This window comes from Planomicrobium sp. CPCC 101079 (assembly GCF_007859275.1).
GTDB lineage: Bacteria > Bacillota > Bacilli > Bacillales_A > Planococcaceae > Planococcus.
On record NZ_VOHC01000028.1, the window covers coordinates 98,886 to 118,020 of the forward strand.

Consider the following 19,135-nt stretch of genomic DNA (forward strand, 5'->3'; position numbering starts at 1 on the left):
TCCTTTTTTCATTCGGAAACTTCCCGAAACGAACAGACTATTCCAGTTTCTTCTATAGTATACAGCTGAATAAAGGTCGCATTTAGTTACCTTTGTTATTCCCTTTCTCCGGCAGCCAATAAACCCCTTCGGCGAAAGTCACTTCCTGAGAAGACGCTTTGAATATCACCTTTTCCAAACGCTCCTTCCCATCATTGGCAAGCCTGAATTTAAAGCGGCAATTATTCAATTCTAAAACTCCCCCGAGCAGCTTCGTCCATTTTTCAGTGCTTGCAGCGACATCGTATACACTAAAAACGCATTCTTCGATTTCCAGTGTTTCATTTTCCGGCTGTAATGCTCCGCTTTCCCGCAAGTTTTCTAAGCGGATCTCGTCAGGCTCTTGCCATTGAATGAAAAACGGAGATGGCAATTGATTTGAAATCGCTTCTTTGATAAACAGCATTTTCCATCGGATCAGCTTGCCTGCATTTGTCCGCCGCTCCGCGTCTAAGACTCCAGAAGTTTCAAATCCTTGTTTCTGTAATCGTTTGTCTAATTGTTCAATTTCAGTTGTGCGAAGACAAACCGTACCAAACCCTTCCCTATCGTGAAGGAGCAGTTCGGTCAGTGGATGATTCGCCCGGTTTGCAATTTCATGATTTTCTATAGCTAGCCATTCTATGTAACAGTCTTTGACGTAGAAAAGGGCGTTATGGGTGCCCCACTTCAGATGTTGTCCGCCAAGTACTGCAGCAAAACCAAGCCGGTTCCAATAATCTGTAGCTTCCTGTGGGGTTCCATCAATAAAATGCACGATATGATCCAAATACATGGCCTCTCACTCCTTTGTCCGCTTATCGCTTTCAATTATACGTTACATCTTCAGAGATTCCTTGCATTTCCTCTGTTTCGGAGAGCTTATATGGCTTCACACAAAAAAGGCATTAAAAGCAACATAGAAGTCGCTTTTAATGCCTTTGTTTACTATTTATGCTCTTTCTTTGATTAAGCGTTCCGTTTCGTCAAACTCTGCCGCGATTTCCTTGTTTGGCTTGTATGTGATCATACTTACAACAAGTGTAACAATCAGGCAAAGAAGGAAACCTGGAATGATTTCATAAACACTGCCGATAAAGTTAGTGGCTGCGGTAGCGCCAGGATCTTCAGCTGCTGTGCCTATTGAGTCCCAGATGATAACTGTAGCGGCACCAACAACCATGCCCGCTAAAGCGCCCCAAGTCGTCAACTTTCTCCAGAATAGAGCCAATAAGATAAGCGGACCAAACGCAGCACCGAAACCGGCCCAAGCATAAGCTACCAAGTCCAAGATGGTCGCATTTTGTTCCCATGCAAGGAAAGCGGCAATCAATGAAATGACCAATACAGCCAAACGGCCAAGCGTTACATACTGTCTGTCCGTAGAAACTTTTTTAAAAGCAATTTTGTACAAATCTTCAACTAGCGCAGAAGATGTAACAATCAACTGAGATGAAATAGTACTCATGACTGCTGCCAATACAGCCGCCAGCATGAATCCGGCAATCAACGGATGGAAGAAGATTTGTCCCAGTACGATAAAGACGCCTTCAGGATCTCCCAAGGTTGCCCCTGGATTTTGCTGGAAGTAGGCTAAGCCAACTAAAGCGGTCGCAATCGCACCAAAAAGACTTAAAATCATCCAACCAATTCCGATGCGACGAGCTTGGCGCACTTCTTTTAACGTTTTAATCGCCATAAAGCGGACGATAATATGTGGCTGGCCAAAATAACCAAGACCCCAAGCCACTGCCGAAATTACTCCAACAAGAGAAGCCCCTGTTGTGAAATTTAATAACGCTGGATCGACTTCGCGAATGCTCGTAGCGGTTTCACTAAAGCCGCCTGTAGCCACAATCCCGATAATAGGAACAGCAATCAGCGCCAAGAACATCATAAGTCCTTGAACAAAATCTGTATAACTTACAGCCAGGAATCCGCCAAAAAGTGTATAAGCCACTACAACAGCCGATACGATAACTAAACCAAGATGGTAATCGAGGCCGAATGAGCTTTCAAAAAACACACCTCCAGCGACCATCCCTGAAGAAACATAAAATGTGAAGAATACTAAAATAATAATTCCGGATACCACACGCAACAAGCGCGAATTGTCTTTCAAACGGTTTTCCAAAAAGCTAGGAATGGTAATCGAGTCTTTCGTGATAAATGAGTAGACACGCAAGCGCGGTGCCACGAAGAACCAATTCAAGTAAGCTCCGATTGTTAAACCAATTGCAATCCAAGCTTCGACCAGGCCACTTACATAAATGGCACCAGGCAATCCCATCAATAGCCATCCGGACATGTCAGCTGCTCCGGCACTCAATGCACCAACTGCAGGACCAAGCCCTCTTCCACCAAGCATATAATCTGTTAAATTAGCTGTTTTTCTAAATGAATACCATCCGATAAACAGCATAGCTGCCATATAAATGACAAGAGCTATAATTTGATAAATTGAATCTGACATCTTTACTCCCCCTCAGATTTTTAGTGTAACAGGTTCTTTAACCTTGTCTATATTTTTTTTGTTTTATTTTTCAGACTAAGGGGGAAAGGAAGACCAAGGAGGCGATCATTGTGCCGTGGAGCAACGAAAATTATCCGGACTCATTTAAAAATTTGAATGCCGATGTACGCAGCAAAGCAATTGAAATTGCCAATGCGCTTCTTCGCGATGGATATGAAGAAGGACGCGCAATTCCGATTGCCCTGGATCGTGCACGCAAAAGCGTCCATGGGGAAGAAGAACAGCCTGTCTATGAAATCCGGCCCCATGACGAAGGCTGGCAGCTCAAGAAAAAAGACAGCAAAAAAGCCATTTTGATTGAAGAAACAAAAGCGGAACTGATGGGTGAAGCAAAACGCTACGTCAATAAGAACAATGGGGAGCTGCACATCTACACAGAAGATGGTTCCCTAGAAGACACGCTATACAAAGAAAATTAAAAAGCAAAATCCCGTTGCTCTTTAGCAACGGGATTTTACTTGAACCAGCCTTTTTCTTTAAATCGTGAAATCGCTTCAATGCGATTGCCAACTTCCAGTTTGTCTAAAATTGTGGAAATGTAGTTCCGGACTGTCCCTGTCGTAATGAACAGCTCACTTGCAATTTCTTTTGTATTTTTCCCATCAGCTACAAGCTTTAATACTTCCTGCTCGCGATCCGTCAATGGGTTTTCATCGCCATATGCCAAATCTACAAGTTCCGGGGCGTAAACGCGCCGTCCAGCCATGATGGAACGGATGGAAGTCGCTAAATCTTCGCTCGGGCTATCCTTCAGCAAATAACCGCTAACTCCTGCTTTTCGCGCTCGTTCAAAATAACCGGAACGCGCAAAAGTCGTTAAAATGATCGTTCTACAAGAATGGTCTTTCAGAATTTCCGCCGCATCAAGTCCGCTTTTTAACGGCATTTCAATGTCCATGATGCAAATATCCGGCTGAAGTTTTTCAACAAGCGCAATCGCTTCTTCTCCGTTCGAAGCTTTGCCGACAACTTCCATATCTTCTTCTAAATCCAATAGCGACCCTAATGCACCAAGCAGCATCCGCTGGTCTTCCGCTAAGACAATTCGTATCATACCAACTTCTCCTTTGAATTATAGAGAATAACATTCGGAACTCGAATGTTTAAAATCGTGCCTTCCATCGTTTTGATTTCCAATGTGCCGTTGACAAATTCCAGTCGCTCACGCATCCCCGCCAGGCCATTGCCTTGAGTCAAACTGCTTCCTTCAGAAAGCCCTATTCCATCATCCTGCACCTGGACCAATACTTCTTCGGGTTTTTGCTTGATCAGCACGCTGCAGCGTGAGGCTTGGCTATGCTTGACTACGTTAGTCACTGCTTCTTTTAAGCACATGCTTAAAACATTTTCCACCAGTAAAGGTGTATTGGTCAACTGGGCATTTCCATATAGCACAAAGTCAATATCCGCTGCCTTAAGAATTTGCTGGATGCGGAGCAGTTCATCTTCCAATCTGGTCCCCCGCATATTTGAAACCAGTTCACGAACCTCTTTCAGTGCAGTACGTGCCGTCTGCCGCACATCGTTGATTTCATCTATAGCCGCTTGGGGATTACGGTTGACCAGTTTTCTGGCTAGGTCGCTTTTGAGACCGATCAAAGAAAGTTTTTGCCCAAGTGTATCATGTAAATCCCTCGCAATCCGTTCTCTTTCTTCGATGATCACCAACTGCGAAATTCGCTTGTTTGCATCTTCAAGCTGGCCTTCCAGTTTTTCACGTTTGTTGCGGTTATACGTATTGAAAGGCAATAAGATGACACCGATAACCGTGAGGAGCATGAATGGAAACTGGGTCGTATACAATTCTTGGTGTTCGATAAGCCCCAAAATGATCGCAATGATCGTCGTGCCAATATGAATCCCGTAAACGATAAAAAAACCAACCTTATGGCGAATATTCCCGATGAAAAACGCTAAAAATAAGGACAAATAAACATAACCGAACAAGAAAGTCATAGCAATATTAATAGCTATTTCTACGCTTATCCAGACATAGACCATGCCGGTTCTAGAATTGAACGATAAACGATACGCCAAGAAAAACAACAGCAATAACAAAATGCCTACTGCAATTTCTGCAAGTGAAGATGACCTGAAAATAAAGAAGAACGGCAAAATACAAAAAGCTATCCAGGCATAAAGGCTAAGCCATGAATTTTTCGGAAAAATTTGATACCAGCTCTGCATAAGCTCCTCCTCGCCTTTCTGTTACTAACATCATATCAAATGTTGATGAAAAGCGGAAATGGCCGCTCTTCACTGAACGGCCCGATAACAGGCAAAACAATAAGAAAAACCATTCATCGCTGAATGGTTTTTCTTTCTATCAATCTGCTGCTGTTCGGGAACCGTTCAATAAATGCTTGATGTCTCCAAACGTAACAAATGTTTTGTTTTTCTCGTCATAGACTTTGTAGCGCAATGACTTCAAGCTTGTTTTAAGGTTGATTGTTGTAGCTTGCTGAAGCGGCGGAGTCGATTCGTGCGCTTTCTCCAAGTTGTAGTTCGGAACTCTTGGGCTCAAGTGATGCACATGGTGGAAACCGATGTTTCCAGTTACCCATTGCAACACTTTTGGCAACTGGTAATAAGAGCTTCCTTCTACAGCAGCTTTTACATAATCCCATTCGCTTTCGTCTTCAAAATACGAATCTTCAAATGTATGCTGGATGTAGAACAACCAGATCCCTAAAGCTCCAGCTGTAAACATCGTCGTACCTTGTACGATCAAAAATGCCTGCCAGCCGATTGCCCAAATAATGAGAGAGTAAAGAACAACCAATGAAACATTGATCAAATACGTGTTGTTGCGCTCTTTTTTACGTGCGTCTTTGCGGTTAAAGCGGCTTGAAATCAAGACCAAGAACAAAGGCCCTAAACCGAACATGACAAGCGGATTGCGGTACATGCGGTATTTGAAACGTTCCCATTTTGACGCTTGTACATATTCGTCAATTGTCATGACCCAAATATCGCCAACTCCGCGCTTATCTAAATTTCCACTTGAAGCATGGTGAATCGAATGCTCACGTTTCCATTTTTCATAAGCGAAAAGCGTCAAAATCCCTGTAATCGTCCCTACAACAGCATTGGCTTTTTTGTTTTTAAAGAATGAACCATGCGTGCAATCGTGGAAAATGATGAATGTCCGGACCACAAACCCTGCTGCTACGATCGAGCTAGCGATTGTCAACCAGATGGATACATCTAACGCTAAATACGCTAGAACCCAGAAAAGGATAAATGGTGGAATAGTGTTAATTATTTGTCGGACACTTGCTTTTACATCGGCTTTTTCGAAAGGGGCAACAAACTTGCGTAATTGTGCTGTTTTTTCTCTGCTCATGTTCTTCCTCCTTATACGAGCTTGTCGGCTCGGATAACTTATTATCCTTATCATAAAGAGAAAAGCATCTGCAAAAAAGACATAAACGTCTAGTTTAGACATGACACTTGTCATATCTTTTCTCCTTTTCCCCGCTTTTTATTTTGCTGAATTGGTGTATACTGTAAGGAGTCAGAAAATTCAAAAGAGGAGTGAACGGCATGACCGGACTGATAGCCGTCATAATGATTTTTTCGATCCCGCTCGCTGGCATCATCACCTCGCATCTTCAGACACAAGCAAAATTGAAAAACAAAATGATTGAAAAAGAACTGGAACTTGAGAAGCTAAAGCACGACAACTTTGTCATTGAAACCCAAAAAATGCGGCTTGAACTAGAGCAGATGAAACTCGAAGACGCCAGAAAAGGAAACGATTTTCTCCTAAAATAAAAAAATCACGGAACTGCAATGCAGTTCGTGATTTTTGTTTATGCAAAAACGCTTTTTTCAATTTTTTTCAGTCCGTAGAAATAACCTCGGCGTTCCATAAGGTTCTTATACGAACCCATCTCTACAATTCGCCCTTGTTCCATGACGATAATTTGATCCAACTGTTCAAGGCCGGATAAATCATGGCTAATGACTACAAACGTATCTTCTTTTCCTTGTTCAAAAAGGCGGCTGTAAATGCTCTTCGCAGTCATGCTGTCTATAGAAGAAACCGGTTCATCGAGCAACCATAATGCCTCACCTTTCAGCATGGCACGCGCAATGGCCAGCCGCTGCTTTTCGCCTCCAGACAAGTTTTGCCCTTTTTCCTCCACTTTCATCGACAGAGGAAATGCGTCAAGCTCTACTTTTTCAAGCACGCTTTTCATTTGTTCATCCGTCGCTTCTTCGCTTGCGATGGCCAGATTGCTTCGGATGGTCCCGAAAAAGAAGTGGTTTTCTTGCAGCACGACATTGGTTCGGCTCCACAGTTTTTCTTGATCAAAGTGATTTATATCTTCCCCGTTCACAAGAACCGAACCGCTATCAGTCTGCAGGATATGCAGGAGGACTTGCAGCAGCGTCGATTTCCCGGATCCGCTGGGTCCCACAATCGCTGTTTTCGATCCAGGCGGCAAGTTGAGCGATACATTGTTCAACGCCGGCCGTTCTTCTTGCGGATACGTATACGAGACATCTTTTAATGTAATCCCTATGTGCCCAGGTTGAAGGCCTTTTTCCCCTTCATTTTGCACAGGTTCTTCCACCACTTTATCCAAACGGCTCGCTGCTTTTCGGCTTTCTTCATAGTAAGCTGGAAATACAGCCATCGGCGTCACATTTTCGAATACCGCCAGTGACAACATAACAAGCATAGCCAAATACAAGCCTTCCAGTTCACCCACCGCTACAAAATAAGCACCTAATCCAAGGACCACCAACGACACGAGCATCGCCACAAAAGCATTGGCAGACTGGCTGTAATTTTCCCTCTGCCCTTCGTTCCGTTGCTCTACAGCATAGGCATCAACCAGCCGCTGCAATTGTCCTTCTTTTTCTTCCAGCTGTTGATAGATTTTCAAATCGCGAAATCCGTATAGAAATTCAGTAGCTTCCGTCGATAAAGCCGCACGGCTCGCTCTTGTTCTTGAAACGGTTTTGCGTTTTTGCCACGCGAACAAAGCCGGCACTACCACCACCGTCAGTAAAAAGCCGATGAACAGTACAAGAGCAACCGTCGCTGAAAAGAAAGAAGCAAAGAAAATGGTGCTTAAAAACACAATCGCCAAAACAACCGGCGGATAGAATACGCGCAGCAAAAAGTTTTGCAAGCTTTCTACATCCCCAACAATGCGGGCCAGCAAATCACCGCTTCTGTAGCGTTGGAATAGATTCGGGGCGAGCGGAGACAATCTTTCAAAAAACGACACCCGCAAGTTGCTCAGCATCGTGAATGTTGCCCTATGTGAATACAAGCGTTCCGCATAGCGGCTGAGCGCTGAAACAAAGCCAAATAATTTTAAACACGCTGCCATCACAACCAAAGTTGTCATTTGCGAAGTCAAAGCCGCTTTTGAAACCAAGTAACCGCTTGAAGCAAGAAGAGCCACTCCGGCAATGCCCGCTATAAAACCAAATAAAACTGCAAGCGCAACGTCTTTTTTCTCCATAATCGTCAATTTGAAAATACTCTTGAGTTCCTTCATTCAGCAACTCCTCCTTGCTGTACAGCAACCATTTCACGATACGGGCTATAATTTTCTATCAATTCCATATGGCCGCCGACAGCTGATAGCCGGCCGTCTGAAAGGAAAAAGATAAGATCCGACTGGCTGATTGTATGAAGCCGATGAGCAATCGTAATAACCGTAGAAGTTTTGGCGAGATCTTCCATGGAATCCTGCAAAATCTGTTCGGTCTGCAAATCAAGCCCCGTGGTCGGTTCGTCAAACAAGATAATAGAAGGCTTTTTCAAAAAGGCACGCGCCAGGGCAATCCGTTGTTTTTCTCCACCGGACAATCCGCGTCCCGCTTCGCCAATTTCTGTATCAAACCCTTTTTTAAGCGATGCCACCATTTCAGCAATACCCGCTTTTTCCGCTGCCTTCACCACTTCTTCGTGCGTCACTTCTGCTGTTGCGCCGATTGTGATGTTCTCTTTGATGGTTCCGGCAAACAGGTAAGGATTTTGAGAAATATAACTCAACTGGTCGAACCAAGCTTTTTCGCTAATCTCTTCACGCGGAACCCCATTGATTTTTACCGTTCCTTCGCTTGGCGGCAACAACCCTGCAATCAAATGCATAAGCGTCGTTTTTCCTGAACCGCTTTTGCCGATGATTGCAACCCGGCTAAAGGGCGGAATTTCTGCTTGCACCGGATGCAAAGCAAAACCATCACCATATTGGAATGCCAATTCATCAAGCTGGATATGAGGCGGTCCAGAGGACAAAACTTCTTGCCCCCATTCGGTCTTGTGTTCTTCTTTTGAAAATTCTGCCGATAACAATTTGGCCGCTGCCATGCTGCCTCTCGCTGTATGGAATGCACCCCCGAAATCTTTTAGCATATTGAAAAAGTCCGGTGCGAGGAGCATCATGAAAAAAGCAGTAAAGAACGTGATATTTTGAAACACCACGAGCCGAAGCCCTATTTCAAGAGCAATGATTCCAATGCCCAGCATCGAAATATACTCAAGCATGAGAGAAGATAAAAATGCCGACTTTAATACCCCCATCGTAGCATCACGGAAAGCCAAACTGTTTTTTTGAATGAGTTGTTTCTGTTTGCTGGCTTGCCCATAAAGATTAAGCGTGGTCAATCCTTGCAGAACATCTAAAAAAGTCCCCGAGAATTGGCCAAGCTGCTCCATTTTTTCATCGGCTTTCACTTTTGTCCGTTTCCCGACAATCGCCATGAAGACCGGGATAAACGGCGCAGTAATCAAAATGATGAGGCCAGTTGCCCAATGTTGATAAAAAATCACTGCGAGGAGCATCAAAGGAATCGTATAGGTCTGCATCATCTGCGGTATATATTTGCTGAAAAAGCCGTCCACTTCATCCACTGCGTCCATTAACAAACTCACTTTTTTACCGGACTGGCCATGACTCGCCGCTTGAAGCGGGTTTGTTGCGAACGAACGGATCAATCTTTTTCGCAACTCGCTTTTAATCTCCGTGGCCAGGTGGACGCCTGTTCTTCCAAGAATGTATCCACAAAAACCCCGAAGCACAATTGCACCAAATAAACCGCCAAGCAATGGGAGGACCGTTTCAAAAGAATCGCCTTTGAGAAAAACACCGTCTACAACCCAGACAAAAAACAAAGCTTGCAAGATGATGGCCAGCCCTTTCAATACTGAAGCTGTCCCGAGCAATGCCATGGTATTTTTTCGCTCAAACGCCATTTGTTTCAGATCAATCATGCCGTTCTCTCCTTTTATTGCGCTTTATCGCTTATGCTTTTATTATAAAGCATCCCCTTTTAAAACCCTTCGCAGTTGCCCTGTTCTCCCTAAGGCCAAGGGGCGTTTGTTACAATTCTGTTCACAATATCAATTGAAAAGCGATGCCAGCCAAACAGTTTAGTTGAAAACAAAAACTTTGATAATTAATGCTATTCCACAATATAAGTTTTCAGTTTTCGCCGTTTAGTCCATATCAAGCCCGTCGCTCAACAAGCCAAATAAAAAAAGCCCATGAAAAATCATGGGCTCCTATAGTTTGAGTGCTGCATGTCCATTAAACTTTTTGTTTTTGGACTGGCGAAATAACCGATTTTATCAATGAGATGTCCTTCTCAATTTGAAGCTTCAAGTATCTATTTCCGCATTTTTGGTATTCACCGTACAGTTTATGCAATTCAGTTTCGAAAACAACTCGTTCTTCTTTTGTCAGCAAGTTGGCCACCTCAAAGAATCGTAGTTTTAAAGGCTCATCTCTTTCTACCTATATTATCCTTAATTATAGCAGATTAAAAAGAAAATAGCCAGAAAATTAGAACATTTATCACAGTAATAGCAATAGTATTGAATAACCGAACAAGCCTAGGCAGAAAGCAGTAAAACTGCTTTCTCGTTCTTCCGGCAATTCTTCTTTCAATACATTCAATATCACTCCTCCTGCAAGCACTGCTACAAGGACAGAGATCACCAGTTCATTTACTTCAGTAAGTACTCCGATCAACCAGCCTACTAAAATAGCGATTGTTAACAGCCATCTTCCATATCGATCGTAATCTTCTTTGTGGGTGGCCCGAAGCCCTCTGTCATTGGTGATAAAGTGAACACCCATCGCTACAAAGAAAAAAACCATTCCCCATTCTCTAACATACTCCTCACGAATAAGAAGATATCCGATGATTGCATTATAAAGTGTAAATGAACCAATATGAACCCAGAAAACTCCAGCCGGCGATTTTTCACCTTCTTCTTCCGCCTCTTTATGTTTAGAGGATTTGGCCATTTTTTCTAGTCCATAAAAAAGTGCCAGCCCCAGCATCGCAATAACGTATATATGGCTTTCCAAGAATCTCCAACTACTGGTTTCCAGCTCTTCTTGCAGTGTTTCCTGATATCTGCCTAGATCCGGAAGCAAATGCAAAAAAACATAGGCTACAGCGATTCCTCCAGCGATGGATAAAAACCGGCTGCGAGGCACGTCCTTTAAAAACGTCATATTTTTAGAAAAAAGATGAATTAGAATAAATCCAATTACAAAAACAAAACTTAACCAAAACATCATGAGTGTCTTCCCCTCCTAATAAAAGTACAAAAAACAGGTGAGGAATTGAGCACCCACCTGTTTTGCATTTATATTGCCTTTACTGGCTTTGTCCGTTTCTTACCCAGCCGGCCACTTCTATCGTATGTCTGGCTTGTAATTTCACGGCATCCTCTACGTCTTCCACCATCTCACCTTGTTGATTGACAGTAACACTTGTACCGTATGGATTTCCGCCGGCTTTGAACAGTGCCGCATCGCGATATCCCGGAGCCGCGACAATGGCACCCCAGTGAAACATCGTCGTATAAACAGCCAAAACGGTCGCTTCTTGTCCTCCATGAGGATTTTGTGCAGAAGACATGGCGCTTACCACTTTGTTTGCTAGCTTGCCTTGCGCCCATGCACCGCCTGTAATATCAAAAAATTGCTGTGCTTGAGAAGAAATGTGGCCATAGCGCGTCGGAAAACTGAAAATGATGGCATCTGCCCATTCCAGCAAAGCTACCTCCGCTTCTGGAACATCTTGAGTTGCATCAAAGTGAGCCTGCCAGGCAGGATTTGCCGCAATCGCTTGCGGCGGTGCATTTTCTCTTACTTTTGCCACTCGTACTTCAGCGCCCGCCTCAGTTGCTGCTTCCTCTGCCCAACGAGCCATTTGGTAGTTGGTTCCTGTAGAACTGTAGTAAATGATTGCTAACTTAACATTTGCCATTGTAAGTTCTCCCCTTTTACTATAAGATCCGTGACAGTTGCCATAGTTTTAAATATCCTGATTTAAAGATTTTTCTTACTGTAGTCATTTCCCCCTTATCACGTTTCATTAAACACCAATTCAAGAGAACCTCTTTTAGTATCTTTTCCAAAGTTAAAAAAAAGAAATCCTTAACAAGCAATGGATTTCTTTTCAAAGGTCCAATTTTCAAGCTTCTGTTTTTTGGCTGCGTTCTTTTGCCAGTTCGCGCAACTTGAACTTCTGGATTTTTCCCGATGCCGTCATCGGGTATTCTTTTGTAAACTCGATATAGCGTGGAATTTTATGGCGCGAGATTTTGCCGGTGCAATAGGCACGCAGTTCGTCCTCATCCATACCTTGCCCTTCTTTCAAAATAATCCAAGCCATCAATTCTTCTCCATACTTTGGATCCGGCACTCCCACTACTTGCACATCCTGGATGGCTGGATGGCTATACAAAAATTCTTCGATTTCACGCGGGTATATATTTTCACCGCCGCGGATGACCATGTCCTTGATCCTGCCGGTGATGGCAATATAGCCATCTTCGTCTTCAACCGCAATATCACCCGTATGGAGCCAGCCTTCTTCATCAATAGCATTCTTAGTCGCCTCGTCGTTTTTATAGTACCCTTTCATGATGTGATAGCCGCGCGTACAAAGTTCGCCTGGCACTCCTACTGGCACTGTTTCATTGGTTGCCGGATCAACAATTTTCACTTCCACTTCGGCATGCGGTTTGCCGACCGTTGCTACGCGCTTTCCAATTGCATCATCCGAGCGCGTTTGCGTGATGACCGGAGAGGATTCTGTTTGCCCATAAGCGATGGTGATTTCCGATGCGCCCATATCATTGATGACTTTTTTCATTACTTCAATCGGGCACGGTGAACCTGCCATGATGCCTGTCCGGAGTGTCGAAGTGTCAAACGACGAAAAATCCGGATGGTTCAGTTCTGCGATAAACATCGTCGGAACACCGTGAAGCCCCGTACATTTCTCGTCTTCCACCATCTGCAGGACGCGCTTCGCTTCAAACTGCTCCGCGATGACCATTGTTGTCGAATGCGTGACTGCCGCCATCGTTCCGAGCACACAGCCGAAGCAATGAAAAAATGGCACAGGAATGCACAAGCGATCGTGCTCCGTTAAATTCATCGTGTCACCGACCAATTTGCCGTTATTGACAACGTTCACATGCGTCAACATCACCCCTTTTGGGAATCCAGTCGTACCGGAAGTGTATTGGATGTTGATGACATCATCTGAATCCATTGAGCTGAAACGTTCTTCGAGTCGATCGTCTGTTACGCTGTCTGCAAACGCTTCCATTTCACTCCACGTAAATATTCCTGGATACTTATTTTCCCCCATGAGGATCACCCGTTTAAAATGAGGCAATTTGCCGCTTTCGATAGACCCTTTTTCTGCTGTTTTCAGCTCTGGACAGACTTGGTTAAGAATGTCTATATAGTTGGTTCCCTTGAATTCTTCTCCAAGTATTAATGTGGTCGCGTCTGATTGATTCAGCAAGTATTCCAGTTCGCTCGCTTGGTAATTCGTGTTTACCGTCACAAGCACCGCGCCCATTTTGCCCGTTGCAAATTGGCTCAATAGCCACTCGCGCTTGTTGTCTGACCAAATTGCGACATGTTCCCCTTTTTCGATACCCATGCCGATAAAGGCTTTTGCCAATCGATCCGTTTCTTCATCGAACTCTTTATACGTTTTGCGGATGCCGTGCTCCGGATAGACATACGCCTCCGTTTCCGGATGCTTTGCTGCTTGTTCGCGCACGATTTGTCCTACCGTCTTTTGCAAAATTGCCATCACCATACCCCCATCTCGTCACTTTTAATATCCCTTCCATATTATCATAAAATTTAGAATACAGCGGCAAGAAAGCTGGTTCCGTCTGTGCTGCTTATTCGCGCTTTTGTTCATAATCGTGATAAAATAAGGCTACTCTGGTCAAAGGAAAGGATTTGCAATGGAACTACAAACGATGCACACTCAACTTGCCGAACGCTTAAATGGCCGCGAACTTGTTTCCGCAACCATCAGCCAGCCCCGATTAAAATCAAACGATATTAAGCGCATAAAACTTAAACCCGTCATTATAAGAAACGAATATCATATTCAATTTGAATACCAACATGAACATATATTAAAGCACGAAAACTTGTCCGTGGATGAAGCGGCTGCGAAGTTGGAAGCCATTTTTGATGATTTTCGCCAAGCTCTATTTCAATTTACGGAAGAAAAAGTGCAAATCCAGATCTCCAAGAAATTCAAAGTGTCCTGGAAAGCCGAAGGAACTGCAGCGAAAACCGCAGAGCTTTCGCACAACCGTAAAAAGCAATATTTGCTTGAAGATGGAGTGCCTTACCCATTTCTAGTACGCCTCGGCGTTCAAAGCTCAGACGGCAAAGTGAAAAAGCAAAAATATGATAAATTCCGCCAAATAAATCGCTTTATTGAATTTATTGATGATGCGCTTGAACATTTACCAAAAGACCGGACAGTGCGAATCCTCGATTTCGGTTCGGGCAAATCTTACTTAACGTTCGCCCTGTATCACTACTTGAGAATTGAAAAAGGTTTGGACTTGCGTGTGACCGGCCTCGATCTGAAAAAAGAAGTAATAGAAGAGTGCCAAAAAATCGCTGACGATCTTCAATATGAGCAATTGGAATTTTTGGTCGGCGACATCAATGAATACAATGAAGAATCAGCAGTCGATATGGTAGTGACACTTCATGCCTGCGATACCGCAACAGACATGGCCCTTTCCCGGGCAGTAAAGTGGAACGCCAGCGTAATTTTGAGTGTCCCTTGCTGCCAGCATGAATTGAACAGCCAGATAGGTGCACCTGAACTCGGGCCCATGCTTCAGCATGGATTGATCAAAGAGCGCCTCAGTGCCCTTGCGACCGACTCCATTCGTGCTGAAATCTTGTCGCTTGTCGGCTACGAAACGCAGCTGATGGAATTTATCGACTTGGAAAACACACCAAAAAACATTCTGATCCGGGCGTATAAGACCGGCAAAAAACCAGCATCTGGACAACTCGAGCGCTATAAAGCGTTCACGCAACTTTTGTCCGCTGAGCCTTTTTTAGAAAACGAATTGCAGCACTTGCTATGACGAAACAGAAGCTGCTAAACGGCGTCATTCTGGCATTCTCAGTTATCTTTGTCCGGTTTATTGATGTCCGCATTTACAATATGCATGTAGTGTTGGTGATTTTGCTGATTGTTGCGTTGATAGCCGGCTTATCGAAACTTGCCGCGCGCCTTCCTTCATTAGAAGAACCTGTTGACAGACGCAAGGCGATAGTCATAAACTTTGCCGTCCTCTTGGCGCTGGTCCTATCTTTTTTCGCTCTGGAATTGTAAGAGCCCGCAAAATTTTGCGGGCTCTTTTTATATTTTTAAGGCTGATTGGAATTCGGTTTTTCTTCCCGATGTTCTTCAATTGCTTCTTGGATATAGGCTTTTACGGGTTCCAATGTCAGTTCTAGTCCATTCTCTTCACTTGATTGAAGATATTTTTCGAAAAAGTACAACATTGTTTCTTCTACCATATCCGATTGCAGGCTGAGAGCATCGGTAACGTAAAGTATCCCTTCTCTTGTTGCCATCGGCGCTTCAAGCCCTTCTCTGTCCCGCTCTTCCACCCCTTCGATTCCAAGGGCCAAGCCTTGATCAACCAATTCACCCATCGCTTTGCTGTATTGTTCTTCACCTATCTCGTCGCGCAGGCGTTTATCAAGCTCTTTCACTTCTGCTATCGTTGCGCCGTTGTAGTATTGCACATAGTAAGCCATTAAGATTTGTTCTTTATCCTGAAATGCCGCCATTAAAATCCCTCCATTTTTCCTGCTCTTTGTTTTCGTATTCCCTGATTTTCACTTCAATATGCATTTTCTTCTGATAAGCAGATTTCCTGCAGGCGATTGTTCAAAAACCGAAACTTTAGGCAGGTTGATTCGTTATTACTACTGAGAATTGAACGTTATTATTGAGAGCAGGTGAAGGAAGATGGATGGAAAACCGATTGTGCAATTAAAAAACCTTTCAAAAACCATTGGCAAAAAGAAAATCATCAAAAATTTGAACTTGGATTTATACCCCGGTCAAATCACAGGGTTTCTCGGGCCAAATGGCGCAGGAAAAACCACGACCATCCGGATGATGGTCGGGCTGATGCAGCCGACGTCCGGAGACGTGATGATCGACGGACAATCCATTCAGACCGATTTTGAAGAAAGTATCCAGAAAGTTGGCGTTATCGTCGAAAATCCTGAAATGTACAAGTACATGAGCGGGTATAAAAACTTGCTGCATTTTTCCCGCATGCACAAAGGCGTTTCGAAACAGCGCATCGATGAAGTCGTCATGCAAGTCGGGATGCAAAACCGCATTCATGAAAAAGTAAGTTCTTATTCGCTCGGCATGCGGCAGCGCTTAGGTTTGGCCCAAGCCCTTCTTCACAAACCAAAATTTTTGATTTTGGATGAACCAACAAACGGGCTGGATCCTGCAGGGATACGGGAATTTCGCCTGTATTTGCAAAAAGTCGCAACTGAAAGCGGCGTTGCCGTTTTTGTTTCCAGCCACTTGCTGTCTGAAATCGAATTATTGTGCGACCGGATTGCCATCATCCAAAACGGCGAATTGATCGGCATTAAAAACGTCAATGAATTACATCATCCCCAATATTACATCCATGCTGAACCGTTAGAGCTCGCAGAAGAAGTGCTTTCCGGCATCGGATTCCCTCTAGCAAAGCACGATAAAGGCCTGGTCATTGATAGCGACGAACAGCATATTCCAGGGGCCGTTCAAATGCTCGTTTCAGCGGGAGCCAAAATCTACACTGTGCAGCCTCACCGCGCAACGCTTGAAGATCAATTCCTTGAAATGACAGGAGGTGGCCAATTTGCTCAAGCTCATGCAAAATGAATGGATGAAATTGTGGAGCAAAAAAGCAAGTTGGATGATGGTCTTCCTGTTGGTCGTCATATTATTTGCTTCAGCCGCCATCACCAAATACGTGAATTCAACAGCGAATGAAGGCATCGAAGAATCTTGGCAGAATGTTGTCGCCGCGCAACAAGAAGCTAATCAAGCGATGCTCATGGATCCAAATATGAACGAGGCCCAAAAAGATTATTACACAGGGCAAATTGCCATCGCGGAATATCGCCTGGAAAACGATGTTCAGCCTTTTGAATTTACCAGCATGCAGCAAAGTGTCCTTGATGCGCATGAAATGCTTTCCCTCGTCACGTTATTTACTGTTGTGATCGCTGCAGGCATTACGGCTTCTGAATTTTCCCAAGGCACCATTAAAATGCTGTTGACTCGGCCTGTAAGAAGATGGAAAGTACTGACTTCCAAATATTTAACTACTATGGTTTTTGCCGGTTTATTATCGGTTATTACACTGCTGGCCGCAGCACTGGCTGGTCTGGTCTTTTTCGGTATCGGCGAAGGAACATTTCTTGTATGGACCGGCTCTGAAGTGATGGAAGGTTCTTACTGGCGGGAAGCCATTAAATTATCTGTCCTCAGTTTCGCAAGTGTCTGGATCATTGGCACTTTCGCTTTTATGCTAGGCACTGTTTTCCGCTCTAGCTCGCTTGCAATCGGATTATCGATCTTCTTGATGTTCACCGGCATTCAAGCCGTCTTCTTGCTGAGCAATTATGAGATCATCAAGTATTATTTGTTCACGCATACCGATTTGACGCAGTTTTACAGCGGCTTCATGCCGGTTCCGGATATTACAATGACCATGTCGCTGATTGTACTATTCGTTTACTTTCTTCTTTTTCTTGGCATCAGTTATTGGACCTTCTCTAAGCGCGATATTACGGCTTAGAACGAAAAAACCGCCTGTGCGAAATTCGCGCAGGCGGTTTTTTTAGTGGCCGCTCAACCAAGATGACAATGCTTCTGCCACTTGTTTTTGCTGGTCAAGTGGCGTGATGCTCGCTGCATTATCGCCTTTTTGTTTTCCATACAACCCGAATTGAGCATGATTTCCCCCTGCTATTTCTATAAAAGTGCTTTTCGGCGAAAACAGGCCGCGATTTTCTTCAATATCCGCTGTTGTTGACAACCCGTCATTTTCAGCATAGACAGAAAGCATCGGCAGCGAACTTGCCGAAAAATCCGAAGCGGGATACGAACCGAGAAAATAGAGGCCGCTCAATTCCTCTTGATGCTTTTTGGCATACATCGAAGCCGCGACACCTCCTAAAGAATGGCCGCCGATAAACCACTGATCGATTTCCGGATGGTTATTGATGGCCAGATTGGCTTTGTCAACGCCGAAAATCGCAAAGTTTAACGGCATTCGCGGGATTATGACCAAAAATCCTTGCTCACTCAGCTTTTCCGCTAAATAAGCGTAGGCCGCTTCCTGTACTTTAGCTCCCTGATAGAAAATGACCCCTTTTCCATTCGCTGTTTCCGGACGAAAAAGAAGCCCTTCTTCTCCCGTTTCAATCTCTGCTGTATTTACTTGCTCTTTTAAAATGCCGCTCGGGGAGTATTGGAATTGCGTATAAATTAAAAAAGCACTTGCGCTTGACCCAACAAGCAGCGCAAGCGCTATAAAAACTCGGATGCTCCATTTTTTCATACGATTTTTGCTCCTATAAAGGCCAAGTTAATAAGCAATGCCCACTCTGCTGCCAATAAACTCAGGGTTCTCTAATTGTTTATAAGTAAATTCAGCCGTGTCACCCACCGTGATTTGTTTTCCGCCTTCCGGCAAGTAATCGCGTTCAATCCGGTAATTGCCGTACGCTTTTCCATCCGGCAAATACGTTGGACAGACAATCGTCCAATCAAGATTGGTTTTTTCCAGCAAATGAAAAACTGCGGCGTGCTCTTCTGCCGCAAACGTCAACTTGCGGTTTGAATCGCCTCCTTGAAACCGCATAGAACCCGGCGAAAGCCGGCTGTTCAAAATGCCAGCTGTCCCAATAGTGATAATTCGCCGTATTCTTTTCGCTTTCATCGCATTGATAATAAGCGGTATGGATTCTGATAATGTAGTAGTACGGTCTGTCCCAATCGCACTGAAGACCGCCTCTGTCCCATCGATTGTCTTTTCGACATCTTGCGCATTCCGGATATCGCCGACAATCGTTTCTAAGTTTGGATGATCAAAATGCGATTTTGACCGGACCAGTACCTTTAGATGGTGCCCATCATCCAATGCATACCGCAAAATGTTTTCCCCAACTCGTCCCGTAGCTCCGAACAACGCAATTTTCATGTTCTTCCCTC

19 protein-coding genes are annotated in these 19,135 nt (G+C 44.2%); 6 read left to right on the forward strand and 13 right to left on the reverse strand.

Annotated elements, in window-relative coordinates; all coding sequences use genetic code 11:
• Positions 1–82: 82 nt before the first annotated feature.
• On the reverse strand, positions 83–814 hold the full coding sequence (locus FQV28_RS12605) for a VOC family protein (RefSeq protein ID WP_146496854.1): 732 nt from the start codon (positions 812–814) through the stop codon (positions 83–85).
• Positions 815–970: 156 nt separating this feature from the next.
• The gene (putP, locus tag FQV28_RS12610) at positions 971–2,491 is read right to left on the reverse strand and encodes a sodium/proline symporter PutP (RefSeq protein ID WP_146496855.1); all 1,521 of its coding nucleotides are present in this window, start codon (positions 2,489–2,491) and stop codon (positions 971–973) included.
• 110 nt (positions 2,492–2,601) lie between these two features.
• Between putP and FQV28_RS12615 the strand changes: the two genes are divergently transcribed.
• The gene (locus FQV28_RS12615; RefSeq protein ID WP_146496856.1) at positions 2,602–2,970 is read left to right on the forward strand and encodes a DUF2188 domain-containing protein; all 369 of its coding nucleotides are present in this window, start codon (positions 2,602–2,604) and stop codon (positions 2,968–2,970) included.
• A 35-nt stretch (positions 2,971–3,005) separates the two neighbouring features.
• Here the strand turns inward: FQV28_RS12615 and FQV28_RS12620 are convergent, their stop codons facing one another.
• The 3 genes from FQV28_RS12620 to desA all read right to left on the reverse strand — a co-directional run bounded on the left by FQV28_RS12620 (position 3,006) and on the right by desA (position 5,897).
• Positions 3,006–3,605 (reverse strand): response regulator transcription factor, encoded by a 600-nt coding sequence (locus FQV28_RS12620; RefSeq protein ID WP_146496857.1) that lies wholly within the window; start codon positions 3,603–3,605, stop codon positions 3,006–3,008.
• Complete coding sequence (locus tag FQV28_RS12625; protein WP_146496858.1) at positions 3,602–4,738, reverse strand: sensor histidine kinase; 1,137 nt, start codon at positions 4,736–4,738, stop codon at positions 3,602–3,604. The genes FQV28_RS12620 and FQV28_RS12625 overlap by 4 nt, the downstream gene beginning before the upstream one ends.
• 139 nt (positions 4,739–4,877) lie before the next feature.
• On the reverse strand, positions 4,878–5,897 hold the full coding sequence (gene desA / locus FQV28_RS12630; RefSeq protein WP_146496859.1) for a Delta(5) desaturase DesA: 1,020 nt from the start codon (positions 5,895–5,897) through the stop codon (positions 4,878–4,880).
• Positions 5,898–6,097: 200 nt separating this feature from the next.
• Between desA and FQV28_RS12635 the strand changes: the two genes are divergently transcribed.
• Positions 6,098–6,328, forward strand: coding sequence for a hypothetical protein (locus tag FQV28_RS12635; RefSeq protein WP_106533259.1), 231 nt, complete (start codon positions 6,098–6,100; stop codon positions 6,326–6,328).
• A 38-nt stretch (positions 6,329–6,366) separates the two neighbouring features.
• Here the strand turns inward: FQV28_RS12635 and cydC are convergent, their stop codons facing one another.
• The 5 genes from cydC to FQV28_RS12660 form a co-directional block, all read right to left on the reverse strand.
• Positions 6,367–8,073 (reverse strand): thiol reductant ABC exporter subunit CydC, encoded by a 1,707-nt coding sequence (gene cydC, locus FQV28_RS12640; RefSeq protein ID WP_146496860.1) that lies wholly within the window; start codon positions 8,071–8,073, stop codon positions 6,367–6,369.
• Positions 8,070–9,794, reverse strand: coding sequence for a thiol reductant ABC exporter subunit CydD (gene cydD / locus FQV28_RS12645; protein WP_146496861.1), 1,725 nt, complete (start codon positions 9,792–9,794; stop codon positions 8,070–8,072). Before cydD ends, cydC begins: the two co-directional genes overlap by 4 nt.
• Before the next feature lie 583 nt (positions 9,795–10,377).
• Positions 10,378–11,112: a ZIP family transporter gene (locus tag FQV28_RS12650; RefSeq protein WP_146496862.1), complete on the reverse strand. Its 735-nt coding sequence runs from the start codon at positions 11,110–11,112 to the stop codon at positions 10,378–10,380.
• A 79-nt stretch (positions 11,113–11,191) separates the two neighbouring features.
• Positions 11,192–11,806 carry an NAD(P)H:quinone oxidoreductase type IV gene (gene wrbA, locus FQV28_RS12655; RefSeq protein WP_146496863.1) on the reverse strand — a complete coding sequence of 205 codons (615 nt, stop codon included), beginning with the start codon at positions 11,804–11,806 and terminating at the stop codon, positions 11,192–11,194.
• Between the two features lie 207 nt (positions 11,807–12,013).
• The gene (locus FQV28_RS12660) at positions 12,014–13,657 is read right to left on the reverse strand and encodes an AMP-binding protein (RefSeq protein ID WP_186763869.1); all 1,644 of its coding nucleotides are present in this window, start codon (positions 13,655–13,657) and stop codon (positions 12,014–12,016) included.
• A gap of 160 nt (positions 13,658–13,817) precedes the next feature.
• On the opposite strand from FQV28_RS12660, the gene FQV28_RS12665 reads away from it, so the two are divergent.
• On the forward strand, positions 13,818–14,975 hold the full coding sequence (locus FQV28_RS12665; protein ID WP_146496864.1) for a class I SAM-dependent methyltransferase: 1,158 nt from the start codon (positions 13,818–13,820) through the stop codon (positions 14,973–14,975).
• Positions 14,972–15,226 carry a hypothetical protein gene (locus tag FQV28_RS12670; protein WP_146496865.1) on the forward strand — a complete coding sequence of 85 codons (255 nt, stop codon included), beginning with the start codon at positions 14,972–14,974 and terminating at the stop codon, positions 15,224–15,226. Before FQV28_RS12665 ends, FQV28_RS12670 begins: the two co-directional genes overlap by 4 nt.
• 35 nt (positions 15,227–15,261) lie before the next feature.
• On the opposite strand, the gene FQV28_RS12675 is transcribed toward FQV28_RS12670, so the two are convergent.
• Positions 15,262–15,690 carry a hypothetical protein gene (locus FQV28_RS12675; RefSeq protein ID WP_146496866.1) on the reverse strand — a complete coding sequence of 143 codons (429 nt, stop codon included), beginning with the start codon at positions 15,688–15,690 and terminating at the stop codon, positions 15,262–15,264.
• A gap of 181 nt (positions 15,691–15,871) precedes the next feature.
• Between FQV28_RS12675 and FQV28_RS12680 the strand changes: the two genes are divergently transcribed.
• Positions 15,872–16,795, forward strand: coding sequence for an ABC transporter ATP-binding protein (locus tag FQV28_RS12680; RefSeq protein ID WP_146496867.1), 924 nt, complete (start codon positions 15,872–15,874; stop codon positions 16,793–16,795).
• Positions 16,764–17,717, forward strand: a complete 954-nt coding sequence (locus FQV28_RS12685; protein ID WP_255472936.1) for an ABC transporter permease subunit — start codon at positions 16,764–16,766, stop codon at positions 17,715–17,717. Before FQV28_RS12680 ends, FQV28_RS12685 begins: the two co-directional genes overlap by 32 nt.
• 42 nt (positions 17,718–17,759) lie before the next feature.
• On the opposite strand, the gene FQV28_RS12690 is transcribed toward FQV28_RS12685, so the two are convergent.
• Positions 17,760–18,482 carry an alpha/beta hydrolase gene (locus FQV28_RS12690; protein WP_146496869.1) on the reverse strand — a complete coding sequence of 241 codons (723 nt, stop codon included), beginning with the start codon at positions 18,480–18,482 and terminating at the stop codon, positions 17,760–17,762.
• Positions 18,483–18,509: 27 nt separating this feature from the next.
• On the reverse strand, positions 18,510–19,124 hold the full coding sequence (locus FQV28_RS12695) for an NAD(P)-dependent oxidoreductase (protein WP_146496870.1): 615 nt from the start codon (positions 19,122–19,124) through the stop codon (positions 18,510–18,512).
• Positions 19,125–19,135: the final 11 nt, after the last annotated feature.